The following is a 12,011-nucleotide window of genomic DNA, read 5'->3' as shown; positions in this document are numbered from 1 at the left end:
GATAGCGAACCGCCTCGTCAGTCGTCGCTTCGCACAAGTCCGCCGCTGAGGGCTTCGGTGGCGTCGGCCTCGAACGCTTCGACGTCGCGCACCTTGAGCCGCAGGCGCAGGGTGACGGCGTCGTCGTAGGCGGCGTCGAGCACCTCCGCCGCGTGTCGCTCCGCCAACCGGCGCAGCGTTGCCTCGTGCGCAAACGAACAACGGTAACGAGGTTCGACCGTCGGTTCGACCGCGGTGAGCGTTGCAAGCTTTAGCGCTTCGCTCACCGCTTGTCCGTATGCGCGTGTGAGGCCCCCCGCGCCCAGTTTGATCCCGCCGTAGTAGCGCACCACGACCGCGAACACGTTCGCCAGCCCCTTGTGCATGAGGACGTTGTACATCGGCTTGGCGGCGGTGCCTCCCGGCTCGCCGTCGTCGTCGAAACCCGACGCCCCCTCGCACAGCAGCACCCAGCAGTAATGCGTGGCGTTCGGATAGCGCACCCGCAGTGCGTCCAGTTCGCGCATGGCCGCTTCGCGCGATGCCACGGGCATGACAATGCCGATAAACCGGCTCTTTCTAATGTCCAGCTCGGTCTCTACCGGCGCTGCCAAAGCGTACATACGACAGTCTTCCCCTTACAGCGTGACCTCGCCACGCGCGATTTCAATGACGTTGCCGCCCACACGAATCTCGCGGTCCGCGGTGACTTCGAGCGTCAGACGGCACGCACGCTCGATAGCGTCGCCCTGCGACACGCGCGCGCGCACGGGCAGCGGATAGCCCTGCCCGATCAGCCAGCCACCCAGATTGGCGCATGCCGAACCCGTGCCCGGATCTTCGCTGACACCGCCACCCTGTGTGGTGAAGAAGTAACGCGCGGTGACCTGCAACTCGTTGCCCTGGCGATCGTCGATGGAGAACACATAACCCGTCTTGCGCTCAAGGCTCGAGAGCGGCCAGCGCTCCAGCTTGGCACTGTCGGGCTGGGCGCGGGCGACGGCGTCGGCATCGCGCACCGGGATCAGCAGCTGATCGGCCCCGGTATCGACCCACTGCGGCGACTGCGCGAGATCGTCGCGGCTCAGGCGCACGAGCGCGGCGATATCCGAATCCGCTTCGGTGGCCTTCTGGATCTTCGGCTCGCCCGACGACGGTGCGGTCAGCGTCCAGTGATCGCCCTGCGCCTGCACCGGCACGAGACCGGCGGCGAACTGAAGCGTGACGTTATCGCCCAGACCGCGCAGCGAACGCAGCACGTGCGCGGTGCCAAGCGTCGGATGGCCCGCGAAACGCATTTCGTAGCCAGGGGTGAAAATGCGCACGTGAGCGTCGGCCGTCTCCGAGGGAAGAATGAACGTCGTCTCGGACAGGTTGAACTGACGGGCCAGCAATCGCATTTCCTCGTCGCTCATGCCGCGCGCGTCTTCGAACACGCACAACGGATTGCCGCCGAACGTGGATTCGGCGAAGACATTGACGATACGGAATGCGTAACTGCGACTCATGGCGATGCTCCAGTAAGAGGTGGATCGTGACGGAATCGAACATTGATGCGGCCACCCATGCTTCGTGAGCACGGGCCACCGCCGGTTGGCCGGTCGTCTGGCCTTTCGAAAGAAGGCTCGTAGTCTCGCACATCGCGCCGCAGCACGGGCGTCCCGCGCCGCGCTAACGCTCACTTTCGGTGTTTTGCACCCCCGGCCCTCGGAATCGTCCGATCTCCGGGTTGAAAACACGCTGGAATCAGCGTCGATCAATTGACAACCATAGCGAGACAATAATTCTCAAATCAGATGGATTGTGGTTCTCTCAGGGGACTCTAAAATGTCATTCATCGAGGCCAACACAGCCTCCTAACCAAACGATGAAGTGACAGGAGCCCATCATGCTGGACATCAGAAAAGCTGCAGACCGAGGCGTTGCCAACCATGGCTGGCTGAACTCGCACCACACGTTCTCGTTCGCGAATTACTACGATCCGAAGCAAGTCGGCTTCTCCGATCTGCTGGTGATCAACGACGACCGCGTGGCACCGGCACAGGGCTTCGGCAAGCACCCGCACCGCGACATGGAGATCTTCTCGTACGTGCTCGAAGGCGCGCTCGAACACCAGGACACCATGGGCACGGGTTCCGTGATCGAGCCGGGCGACGTGCAGTTGATGAGCGCAGGCCGCGGCGTGGCGCACAGCGAGTTCAACCACTCGAAGACCGAATCGGTGCACTTCCTGCAAATCTGGATCGTGCCGAACCAGACGGGCATCGCACCGGAGTATCAGCAACAACGCTTCACGGCGGAAGAAAAGCGCGGCCAGCTGCGCAAGATCATCTCGCCGGACGGCAGCGACAACTCGCTGCACATCCATCAGGATGCGCGCGTGTACGCCGGGCTGTTCGACGGTGACGAGTCGGCCACGCTGACGCTCGCACCGAACCGCTACGCCTACGTGCATGTGGCACGCGGCAGTGTGAGCGTGAATGGTGTGGCGCTGGGTGAAGGGGATGGTGTACGAGTGCGCGATGAGACGGCACTCACGCTGTCCGGCGGCAACGATGCCGAAGTGCTTGTGTTCGACCTGCGTCCGGTGGAAACGCCTGATTTCTAAGGCGCGGATCGTGCAGATCGCGCTGATCGCGCGGGTCGGCAACGGTGGTCGTGGCGTACGGGCAGCTTCCCGCCGTGCGCCACACCTCGGGCACCGCCTTCCCTCGGTGCCCACGCGGCCGGTACCTCACGGTGCCGGCCGCATCTTTTTCTAGCGTCGACGAACGCGATCGAGCGTCGACAAGCGAGCGCGCTTTAGGCGTCGCGCATCGAGAGCGAGCAGGCGTCCCCGCGGGCATCGCGACTCACGGTAACTCGCGACAGCCCCACGAGATGCGGCGCGAGTGCGCGCCAGATAAACGCGCAGAGATTCTCCAGCGTTGCCGGACCGAGTCCGGCGACATCGTCCAGCAGACGGTGATCGAGGCGTTCGCTCACCCGCGTAAGGGCCGTGTCGAGTTGCGCCAGATCGAGCACCATGCCCGATTCGCTCATCGGCGCGCCGGTGACTTCCACCGTCGCGCGATAGCTGTGCCCGTGGATGCGACGACTCGCATCCATGCTCGGCGGATCGATGTCACGGCGGTTCAGTGTGTGCGCCGCCTCGAACACAAAGCTGCGCGACAACGTGAACTGCGCGCGCGTCTCGGGGGTGGCGTGCGAGCGCGCACTCCGCTCTGACGGCTCAGGCGTTCGCTTCAACGCGCGCTCGCGCGGCCCGCCCGGCTTCCCCGCGTGGGTACGACTCATGCGCTCACGCCTCGTCGGCCATTTCCAGCGGCAGGGCGTGCTCGTCGTCACGCCACGCCTTATCGCCCTGCGCGAGTTCGACGGCGCTCAGGTGGCAAGCGCTGAATGCCTTTTCGATGGCATCGCGATCCAGATCGCGCCCGATGAACACCACTTCGTTGATGCGGTCACCCCACGGCGCTTCCCAGTTCGATTCGATGGCCGTGCGTTGCGGGTCGCCCGCGGGCGGCCACAAATCCGGATCGGCCGCAGCCCACCATTGGCCGACCGACTCCAGCGTCGCCGTATTGCCTGCGCGCGAGTAAGCGAGCGCCCATGCCGGACGATTAGCCGCCCAGACGTAGCCCTTCGCGCGAATGAGTCCGTCGAACGGCATCGACATGAATGCCGCGAAACGCGCCGGATGCATCGGCTCGCGCTGACGCAGCACGAAACTCGTCACGCCGTACGTATCCGCTTCCGAATCGTGTTCGCCCACGAGCGCTTGCGCCCAACCGGCCATCTGCTCCGCGCGCACGGGGTCGAACAGGCCAGTCCCCAGCACTTCGTTCAGCGGCACCTGACCGCGCTCGCCCAGCACGATCTTGGCGGACGGATTGAGACCGGTGATGAGTGCCTTGACGGCATCGAGTTGCAACGCGTCGACGCAATCCACCTTGCTCACCACGACCACATCGGCGAACTCGATCTGCTCGGTCAGCAACTCTGCGAGACGGCGCTCGTCTTCCTCACCGGCGACTTCACCACGTTGCGCCAGCGTGTCCAGCCCGTTGAAGTCCTTCAGCACGTGCAAGGCGTCGACAACGGTCACCATCGTGTCCAGACGCGCAATGTCGGCAAGCGACTGCCCCGCTTCGTCGCGGAACTCGAACGTGGCGGCCACCGGCATCGGCTCGGCAATGCCCGTCGATTCGATCAGCAGATAGTCGAAGCGGCCGTCCTGTGCGAGTTCGCGCACGGCGATCAACAAGTCTTCGCGCAACGTGCAGCAGATGCAGCCGTTGCTCATCTCGACGAGGCGTTCTTCCGTACGCGAAAGCGCCGCCCCAGCGTTGCTCGCGCCTCGCTCGACGAACGATGCGTCGATGTTGACTTCGCTCATGTCGTTGACGAGGACCGCTACGCGCAGGCCGTCGCGATTGCGCAGCACATGGTTGAGCAGCGTGGTTTTGCCTGCACCGAGGAATCCGGAAAGGACGGTGACGGGCAGACGGCTATCGGCAGCGGAAGCGCCGCCGCTTTGGGAGAGAGGGTGAGTCATGACAACAAAGTCCTGTGGTCTTGTGGGGCATGCGTTCGCCCGAAGGATGCGCGCCGACGTCGCCCCACTGGAGGCGGGTGCTGCCACACCGGTGCCTGGGTTGACCGGTACGGCAAGGCGTGACGCCGTTGGCGCGCGCCGTCGGGGGGACCGGCGCAGCGTCACGTCAAAAGCTGGCGCGTCAGCGCGCATTCGTGGCGATGCCAGTCATTCACCGGACATCGCGCGGCCGGAGCCGACATCGACGCTCAGACGACGCGCGTTTCACACTCCTCTGGCGCGCCGTCGCGGATTCGTCTTCAGCCAAATAAAGGGGCCAACTCAGCAGCCGATTAAATGCAACAGAGTTGCAATATGGCGCGATGATACGGCGAGCCATCTTGTTTTGCAACTCAGTTGCACATAACCCACAGGTTTCGGTCCGGACGTTCGCCCCCGCGCCCTACGTCACAGGGGATTCGACATCGACGCGCTATCGACGGGTTATCGACCCGGCAAGGGCGCGACATGATGCCGCGCACGCCGTCCGGCGGTGGAACCGGCAGGCCGCTGCGCCTGTCTGCAAGGTCTGCGATACTGCGCGAGCGGCGCGCCGGTGTGCTTTGGGCGCCATTGCCTCTGACGGTTGGCTCACGCAGTTCGACAATCCTCGCGGGCCGCCGCTGCCGGGTGGCCGCACTCAGAACCACTCAACACGTTTCCGTCTCTTTAGCCGAATTCGATATGCGCACTTCCAACATTGCTTCCTCCGCTGTTCAGGCCCGTCGTGCAACCGGTGCGCTGCGTCGCGCGACGCAGGGGCTTACTGTTGCCGCTGTCATTGGACTGGCCAGCTTGTCGCAGGGGGCCTGGGCGCACGCGCACATCGCGTCGAGCGAACCGGCCGCACAGACCACCGTCGAAGCACCGAAATCGGTGCGTGTAACGTTCGACTCGGCGCTCGAAGGCGCGCTCTCGAAGCTCACCGTCGTCGACGCCAAGGGCAACGCCGTCACGCAGGCCAAGCCCGAACTCGATGCCGCTCGCAAGACGCTCACGCTCGCCGTCCCGACACTCGCCGCCGGGGACTATCAGGCGAACTGGGTGGCCGTGGCGAGCGACGGTCACCGTACCCAGGGCAGCTTCAAGTTCACCGTGAAGTGATGCCGGCAGATCTGGCCGCCGGCACCTGGCAGCCCGCCACGGCGGGCTTGCTGAATCTCGCGCTGGCACTGGCCCTCGGCGTGTTGCTGTTGCGCAGCCCGCATGCGGTGCGCAGTGGCCTCACGCGGCGCGTGCTGCCTGCGTTCGCGGCCGGGCTGGCCGTGCTCGCGTGGATCGCCTACGTGCTGGCAAGCACGGAGGCGATGACGGGTGGCGAATGGGAAGATTCGTCGGCGATGTTCAGCGACGTGTGGGTCGTGCTCACGCAGACGCATTTCGGTCGCGCCCAGTGGGTGGCCGCCATCGGTGCGGCACTGCTGTGCGTGGGCGCGTGGACATGGTACGAAGCGCGGCGGCGTCTGCGCGCCGTCATGCCGATTGCCGACGACCCGCGCGATCGGCATCACCGTCGAGAGCATCTTCAGGAACGGTACGGCCGGTGGATCTATGCCGCCGGTGCCGTGATTCTTGCGCTTGCGCGCGCGAGCACGGGACACGCTGCCGATGCGTCGATGCCGTGGCTCGCCATCGGCGTGCATACGCTGCACGTGGCAGCGGCGGCGTCGTGGACGGGCGTGGTGCTGGTCGCCGGATGTGTGATCCCGGGCTGGCGTCACTGGCCCGTCGGGGCACGTGCCGCCTACGGCGAGCGATTGTCGTCGGTCGCCACGCTGGCGATGCTCGTCGCGCTCGTCACCGGCGCGTTCAACGCATGGCGCACGCTCGGTGAGAATGCGTCGCTCTGGTTCAGCGCGCAGAATGCCCCTTATCTGGCGTGGCTGATCACGAAGCTGGTCCTCGTGGCGTGTGCGGCGTTGCTGGGGGCGTGGAACCGCTGGCACTTTCTGCCGCGTCTCGCGCTCGACACCGGCGATACGACGCTCGATACGAGCGCCTTCGCACGCGTGGTCGCGATCGAGGCCCTTGTGCTGGTGATGGTGATGAGCTTCGCCGCGAAGCTCGGCACGACCATGCCGCCGGGCGTCTGACGAAGGACTTCGAATTCGATAGCAAGAAACGGAGCGCAGCATCGCGGCCGTCTCCCTAGACTGAAAGCCAGTCATCAGCCCTCGGGAGATCCTTGTGATGCACTTCTATCCTATGACCGCCAAACGTCCGTCCCCCAAGCACCGCGACCTGCACGACAACGACGCCTCGCACGGTAAATCGTCGGATAAGCGCACGGGACCGGCAACGTCCCGCTACGCCACCGACGACGCCAAGTGGGCTGCCGTCGTGGCGCGCGACAAGCAGGCGGACGGCGAATTCTTCTACTCCGTGCGCACGACCGGCGTGTTTTGCCGTCCGTCGTGTGGTGCGCGGCTGGCCCGCCGCGAAAACGTTGCTTTCCACACGGATATGGCGGCGGCCGAGCGCGCGGGCTTTCGTCCCTGCAAACGCTGCAAGCCCGATCAGGGCGCGCTCGACGCGCGTCATGCCGCGCTGGTGACCGCCGCCTGCCGCCGCATCGAGGCAGCCGAGGTGCCGCCGTCGCTCGAAACGCTCGCCGCAGAGGCAGGACTCAGCCCGCACTACTTTCACCGGCTCTTTCGCTCGGTGACGGGGGTGACGCCACGTGGCTATGCGAACGCCCGCCGCGCAGAACGCGTGCGTGACGCGTTGCCTGAAGCGGACAGCGTCACATCGGCCTTTTACGACGCCGGCTTCAACTCCAACGGCCGCTTCTACGCCAGCGCCGACGCCCTGCTCGGCATGAAACCTGCGGCCTTCCGCGCGGGCGGCAAGGCGGAGTCGATCCGTTTTGCCGTCGCACAGTGCTCGCTCGGCGCATTGCTCGTGGCGGCGACTTCGCGCGGTCTGTGTGCGATTTCGCTGGGCGACGATCCCGACGCACTCGTGCGCGAATTGCAGGATCGCTTCCCCAAGGCGGAACTCGTCGGCGCGGATGCCGAATTCGAGCGCTGGGTGGCGCAGGTGGTCGGCTTCGTCGAGTCGCCGCACATCGGCCTGTCGTTGCCGCTCGACGTGCGCGGCACCGCGTTCCAGCAGCGTGTGTGGCAAGCGTTGCGCGACGTGCCCGCAGGCGAGACGGCGAGCTACGCCCAGATCGCCGAGCGCATCGGCTCGCCGCGTGCCGTGCGCGCCGTGGCGCAGGCGTGTGCGTCCAACACCCTCGCCGTGGCGATTCCGTGTCACCGCATCGTGCGTAACGACGGCGCGCTGTCGGGCTACCGCTGGGGCGTGGAGCGCAAACGCGCGCTGCTCGTGCACGAGCATGAAGAACGGAGCGAGCGACACGACAGCGACCATCGTTCGGCCAAGGTGAAGCTGTGAGCGTTCGTGTGACGTCGCTCGACTGGGCCGCGCTGGAAGACGAACTGAACGCTTTCGGCGCAGCCCGCATTCCTAACCTGCTCAATGCCGACGAGTGCGCAGCGCTGTGCGAAATGTACGGGCAGACGAACGGACGCACCGGCACCACACCGACATCCGAACGGTTTCGCAGCCGGATCGTGATGGCACGTCACGGCTTCGGGCAAGGTGAATATCAGTATTTCGCCTACCCGCTGCCGCCGCTCGTCGCCGAATTGCGCGAAGCGTTCTACGCGCCGCTACGTGACATTGCGCACCGCTGGTACAAGGTCATGGGCATCGACACCCGCTATCCGCCGACGCATCGCGCCTATCTCGCGCAATGCCATGACGCCGGTCAGCGCCGCCCGACACCGTTGCTTTTGCGATACGAAGCCGGCGACTACAATTGCCTGCATCAGGATCTCTATGGGGAGCATGTCTTCCCGTTACAGGCGGCGATTCTGCTGTCGCAGCCCGGCGAGGACTTCACCGGTGGTGAGTTCGTGCTGACGGAGCAACGTCCGCGCATGCAGTCACGTGCCGAAGTGGTGCCGCTCACGCGCGGCGACGCGGTCGTCTTCGCTGTGCATCACCGGCCAGTGAATGGCACACGCGGCGTGTATCGCGTGAACATGCGGCACGGCGTGAGCCGTGTGCGCAGCGGCCATCGCCACACGCTCGGCGTGATCCTGCACGACGCGACCTGACATCCACCGCCTCCTCTGACATCGCAATGACGCTCGACCTCTTCGGCAACGATGCCGACGACGACACCACCAACGCACCCCAAGCCGACGAACTCGGTCCGGGCGCGTTTGTGCTGCGCGGCTTTGCCCGTTCGCGTCTCGCTGCGCTGCAAACGGATATCGATGCGGTGATTGCGCAGGCGCCGTTGCGTCACTGGCTGACGCCGGGCGGCAAGCGGATGTCGGTGGCCATGACCAATTGCGGCGACGTGGGATGGATCAGCGACAAGATGGGTTATCGGTACGGCACGCACGATCCGCTCTCAAAGCAGCCGTGGCCTGCGATGCCAGCGTCGTTCGTCTCGCTCGCAAGCGACGCGTCCGAGGCGGCCGGCTATCGTGACTTCTCGCCCGATGCGTGCCTCATCAACCGCTATACGCTCGACGCGCGACTGACGTTGCATCAGGATCGCGACGAACGCGAGTTGGGCGCGCCTATCGTGTCTGTCTCGCTAGGCTTGCCCGCGGTCTTCCTGTGGGGCGGTCTGCAAAGGGGAGACCGCACGCGGCGCGTGCGGCTGGAGCCGGGAGACGTGGTCGTGTGGGGCGGTCCCTCACGACTCGTCTATCACGGCATTGCGAGCGTCGAAGGCAGCTTCGACGCGCAAGCCGTGCGTTACAACCTCACGTTCCGGCAGGCGCGCTGATCGTCGTGATCACCCCGCGCGTCAGCGTCACCTGCCTGCCTCGTCTCAATAGCCGACCGTGAAACGCGCGCGCGGGTGCTGGTTCTTCTCAAGCTCGTCGACCAGCGCAATCGCGTAGTCTTCCATCGAGATCCAGCTCTTGCCGTTGGCGTCGACGAGCAGGCCATCGCCACCGATGCGGAACTTGCCCGTGCGCTCGCCCGGCTCGAACAGCGCCGACGGCGACAGGAACGTCCAGTTCAGCGCCGAATCCTTCGGCTCGGCGCGCAACACTTCCAGGAAGACGCGACCGGCACTCGCTTCGGGCTTGTACGCGTCCGGGAATTCCGGCGTGTCGATGAGCGCCTTGCCCGGTGCGATCTCGAGACTGCCCGCACCGCCCACCACCAGCAGACGCGGCACGCCTGCGCGCTTCACGGCGTCGACGAGTTTGGCGGCGTCCATCGAGACAAAGCGACCGGCGCTGATCACGGCATCGTGACCGGCGAGCAGCGGCGCGAGCGACGACGGATCGGACGCGTCGCCGTGCGCGACGGTGAGACCTTGCTCAGCTTCGACACGCTCCGGATTCCGGGCGATGCCCGTGACCGTGTGACCACGTTGCAGCAGTTCTTCGGCAACGCGCGTACCGACGCGGCCAGTGATACCAATCAGTGCGACTTTCATCAGGATGCTCCTGCGGATGAGGGGGGATGACTTGCGGGTGAAATTCGGGTGATTCAGATTGCGCAGCCGTCGGGGCCGCATTGCGGCAACGTGCCAGCGTCGCCAACGGCGGTGGGCTGCACCGCCAGCAGACGCTCGCGCAGCGCATCGCGCCAGGCATCCGGCTGACCGAGATAGCGGCCGGGTTCGAGCCGTTCCAACTGGCCGTCGATCTCCAGCGCGAACGTCGGGAAACCGCTGCCGCCCAGACGCGTGAGCCATGCGCGGCTATCGCGGAAGTGCTGCATGAGCGCGTTGGTGTCCTGTGCGTCGAGTGCTTTGCCGAAGGCGTCGCGGTCCAGCCCGAGGTCCGCCGCGAGATCGACCAGCACATCGCGATCGGCGATGCGTTTGCCGTCGACGTAATGCGCGCGCTGCACGGCGGCGAACATGTCGAGGCCGCGTCCCGCGAGCGCTTCGGCCGCCAGCACGGCGGCTGTGGGCGGTGCTGAATCGAATACGGCGGTGCCGTCACGCAGAAGACCGTCGAAGTAGGCGTCGCCGAACGGCTGGCCGGTCAACGATGCGATCCGGTGATCGTGCGGCATGACGTAGTTGCGCAGCTGCGGCGTGACGGGCTGTGCGTTCGGGCCCGCCATCATGCCGCCGCCGTGAAACGCGACGTCGAGACCGGCCACGTCGCGCGCAGCACGCACGAGGGGCGCGGCGGCGTAGCACCAGCCGCACAGCGGGTCGGCGATGTAATGCAACGTGGCTTGATGCGTCGTTTGCGAGGTAGCCGAAGTCATGGTGAGGTTCCTGTGTGTTGCAGCGCGGACGTCAACGACGATTTCGCGCTTTCCATGACTGCCATCGTAGTCGCGCCACTCGCGCAAAAAAAGCCCATAATGACGATCACTTTGTTGCATCGATCGAGCAAATCATGGACCGTCTGACGGCGATGCGGGTCTTTACGGAAGTGGCGGAGCGCGGCTCGCTGACGGCGGCGGCACAGCGGCTCGATATGTCGCGTGCGATGGTCTCGCGCTACCTCGCCGAACTCGAAGCATGGCTCGGCACCCGCCTGCTGCATCGGACAACCCGCGCCGTGAGCTTGACCGATGCAGGTAACGACGCCCTGCCGCGCTGCCGCGAAATGCTCGGCATCGCGGACGATCTGGCGTGCGCATCGAACGCCGACAGCACGCCGCGCGGCCTGTTGCGTGTCGCGTGCAGCACGTCGCTCGGGCAGGCGTTTCTGGCCGCCGCCGTTACGCGCTTCATCGTGAAGCACCCCGGCGTGGCGATCGATCTCGTGGTCGCGGACCGCACCGTCGATCTGGTAGACGAGCGCATAGACCTCGCCATTCGCGTGACGACCGAGCCGTCTCCCGGCCTCATCGCCCGCAAGCTTGCGACGTGCCATTCCGTCATCTGCGCCGCGCCGTCCTATCTGCAACGTCATGGCACACCGACGCGCGCCGAAGACCTCGCGCTGCACAACTGCCTGACGTACACCTACTTCGGCAAGAGCCTCTGGCAGTTCACGCACGACGGCGTGCCCCTCGGCGTGCCCGTGGGCGGCAATCTGTCGGCCAATGAAGTGAACGTGGTGTTCGCCGCGACGCTCGCAGGCGCAGGTATTTCGATGCAGCCGGTCTACTCGGCGCTGCCGCACCTGCGTGACGGTTCGCTTGTCGCGCTGCTACCCGATTACGTGCCGCGCGAAATGACCGTCTACGGCGTCTACATCTCGCGCAAGCAGATGCCCAGCGCCCTGCGCGCGCTGCTCGACGATCTGGTCGGGCAATTCCAGACGGGGCTCTTTCAGGACACGGGCTATCCGGGACGTCAGGCCGTCTAGTCGATCCGGACGCCACCGCTCGCGCATCGTCAGGCTCATCGTCTCATTAAGGTTCGGCGCGATCTGCAAGCGCGACGGCCCCGACCTGTTTCACACTGCGTGACGCATCGACG

At 65.6% G+C, this 12,011-nt stretch carries 13 protein-coding genes; 7 read left to right on the top strand and 6 right to left on the bottom strand.

The genetic code is table 11. From position 1 onward, the window contains the following. Positions 1-17: 17 nt before the first annotated feature. Both PAQ31011_RS07605 and PAQ31011_RS07600 read right to left on the bottom strand, forming a co-directional pair. Complete coding sequence (locus PAQ31011_RS07605) at positions 18-602, bottom strand: IMPACT family protein (protein ID WP_150575246.1); 585 nt, start codon at positions 600-602, stop codon at positions 18-20. A 15-nt stretch (positions 603-617) separates the two neighbouring features. Next, positions 618-1,487 carry a PhzF family phenazine biosynthesis protein gene (locus PAQ31011_RS07600; RefSeq protein ID WP_150575245.1) on the bottom strand — a complete coding sequence of 290 codons (870 nt, stop codon included), beginning with the start codon at positions 1,485-1,487 and terminating at the stop codon, positions 618-620. Between the two features lie 380 nt (positions 1,488-1,867). On the opposite strand from PAQ31011_RS07600, the gene PAQ31011_RS07595 reads away from it, so the two are divergent. Next, positions 1,868-2,587, top strand: coding sequence for a pirin family protein (locus tag PAQ31011_RS07595; RefSeq protein ID WP_150575244.1), 720 nt, complete (start codon positions 1,868-1,870; stop codon positions 2,585-2,587). Between the two features lie 194 nt (positions 2,588-2,781). On the opposite strand, the gene PAQ31011_RS07590 is transcribed toward PAQ31011_RS07595, so the two are convergent. Both PAQ31011_RS07590 and PAQ31011_RS07585 read right to left on the bottom strand, forming a co-directional pair. After that, positions 2,782-3,276: a 6-pyruvoyl trahydropterin synthase family protein gene (locus tag PAQ31011_RS07590; protein WP_150575243.1), complete on the bottom strand. Its 495-nt coding sequence runs from the start codon at positions 3,274-3,276 to the stop codon at positions 2,782-2,784. A gap of 4 nt (positions 3,277-3,280) precedes the next feature. Beyond that, positions 3,281-4,537, bottom strand: coding sequence for a GTP-binding protein (locus PAQ31011_RS07585; protein ID WP_150575242.1), 1,257 nt, complete (start codon positions 4,535-4,537; stop codon positions 3,281-3,283). Positions 4,538-5,260: 723 nt separating this feature from the next. Here PAQ31011_RS07585 and PAQ31011_RS07580 point away from each other — a divergent pair. From PAQ31011_RS07580 to alkB, 5 genes are all read left to right on the top strand, one after another. Continuing rightward, positions 5,261-5,680 carry a copper resistance CopC family protein gene (locus PAQ31011_RS07580; protein ID WP_150575241.1) on the top strand — a complete coding sequence of 140 codons (420 nt, stop codon included), beginning with the start codon at positions 5,261-5,263 and terminating at the stop codon, positions 5,678-5,680. Then, positions 5,680-6,669, top strand: coding sequence for a copper resistance D family protein (locus PAQ31011_RS07575; RefSeq protein WP_150575240.1), 990 nt, complete (start codon positions 5,680-5,682; stop codon positions 6,667-6,669). Before PAQ31011_RS07580 ends, PAQ31011_RS07575 begins: the two co-directional genes overlap by 1 nt. 97 nt (positions 6,670-6,766) lie before the next feature. Beyond that, positions 6,767-7,975 carry a bifunctional DNA-binding transcriptional regulator/O6-methylguanine-DNA methyltransferase Ada gene (gene ada, locus PAQ31011_RS07570; protein WP_246179435.1) on the top strand — a complete coding sequence of 403 codons (1,209 nt, stop codon included), beginning with the start codon at positions 6,767-6,769 and terminating at the stop codon, positions 7,973-7,975. After that, the gene (locus PAQ31011_RS07565) at positions 7,972-8,703 is read left to right on the top strand and encodes a 2OG-Fe(II) oxygenase (RefSeq protein WP_150575239.1); all 732 of its coding nucleotides are present in this window, start codon (positions 7,972-7,974) and stop codon (positions 8,701-8,703) included. The genes ada and PAQ31011_RS07565 overlap by 4 nt, the downstream gene beginning before the upstream one ends. A 26-nt stretch (positions 8,704-8,729) precedes the next feature. Beyond that, entirely contained in the window at positions 8,730-9,389 is a 660-nt protein-coding gene (gene alkB, locus PAQ31011_RS07560; protein ID WP_150575238.1) for a DNA oxidative demethylase AlkB, read from the top strand. 45 nt (positions 9,390-9,434) lie between these two features. On the opposite strand, the gene PAQ31011_RS07555 is transcribed toward alkB, so the two are convergent. After that, positions 9,435-10,055 carry an NAD(P)-dependent oxidoreductase gene (locus PAQ31011_RS07555; protein WP_150575237.1) on the bottom strand — a complete coding sequence of 207 codons (621 nt, stop codon included), beginning with the start codon at positions 10,053-10,055 and terminating at the stop codon, positions 9,435-9,437. 53 nt (positions 10,056-10,108) lie between these two features. After that, entirely contained in the window at positions 10,109-10,843 is a 735-nt protein-coding gene (locus PAQ31011_RS07550; RefSeq protein WP_150575236.1) for a DsbA family protein, read from the bottom strand. A 134-nt stretch (positions 10,844-10,977) separates the two neighbouring features. On the opposite strand from PAQ31011_RS07550, the gene PAQ31011_RS07545 reads away from it, so the two are divergent. Further along, on the top strand, positions 10,978-11,898 hold the full coding sequence (locus tag PAQ31011_RS07545) for a LysR family transcriptional regulator (protein ID WP_150575235.1): 921 nt from the start codon (positions 10,978-10,980) through the stop codon (positions 11,896-11,898). The last annotated feature ends 113 nt before the right edge of the window (positions 11,899-12,011 follow it).

The organism is Pandoraea aquatica (assembly GCF_902459565.1).
GTDB lineage: Bacteria > Pseudomonadota > Gammaproteobacteria > Burkholderiales > Burkholderiaceae > Pandoraea > Pandoraea aquatica.
The sequence above is the reverse complement of the archived record's forward strand: the minus strand, read 5'-3'. Positions and strand labels throughout refer to the sequence as shown.

What these genes read in the sequence shown, in the direction of transcription:
- PAQ31011_RS07605 (WP_150575246.1), bottom strand. Translation starts at nt 602, where the DNA reads ATGTACGCTTTGGCAGCGCCGGTAGAGACCGAGCTGGACATTAGAAAG.
- PAQ31011_RS07600 (WP_150575245.1), bottom strand. Translation starts at nt 1,487, where the DNA reads ATGAGTCGCAGTTACGCATTCCGTATCGTCAATGTCTTCGCCGAATCC.
- PAQ31011_RS07595 (WP_150575244.1), top strand. Translation starts at nt 1,868, where the DNA reads ATGCTGGACATCAGAAAAGCTGCAGACCGAGGCGTTGCCAACCATGGC.
- PAQ31011_RS07590 (WP_150575243.1), bottom strand. Translation starts at nt 3,276, where the DNA reads ATGAGTCGTACCCACGCGGGGAAGCCGGGCGGGCCGCGCGAGCGCGCG.
- PAQ31011_RS07585 (WP_150575242.1), bottom strand. Translation starts at nt 4,537, where the DNA reads ATGACTCACCCTCTCTCCCAAAGCGGCGGCGCTTCCGCTGCCGATAGC.
- PAQ31011_RS07580 (WP_150575241.1), top strand. Translation starts at nt 5,261, where the DNA reads ATGCGCACTTCCAACATTGCTTCCTCCGCTGTTCAGGCCCGTCGTGCA.
- PAQ31011_RS07575 (WP_150575240.1), top strand. Translation starts at nt 5,680, where the DNA reads ATGCCGGCAGATCTGGCCGCCGGCACCTGGCAGCCCGCCACGGCGGGC.
- ada (WP_246179435.1), top strand. Translation starts at nt 6,767, where the DNA reads ATGCACTTCTATCCTATGACCGCCAAACGTCCGTCCCCCAAGCACCGC.
- alkB (WP_150575238.1), top strand. Translation starts at nt 8,730, where the DNA reads ATGACGCTCGACCTCTTCGGCAACGATGCCGACGACGACACCACCAAC.
- PAQ31011_RS07555 (WP_150575237.1), bottom strand. Translation starts at nt 10,055, where the DNA reads ATGAAAGTCGCACTGATTGGTATCACTGGCCGCGTCGGTACGCGCGTT.
- PAQ31011_RS07550 (WP_150575236.1), bottom strand. Translation starts at nt 10,843, where the DNA reads ATGACTTCGGCTACCTCGCAAACGACGCATCAAGCCACGTTGCATTAC.
- PAQ31011_RS07545 (WP_150575235.1), top strand. Translation starts at nt 10,978, where the DNA reads ATGGACCGTCTGACGGCGATGCGGGTCTTTACGGAAGTGGCGGAGCGC.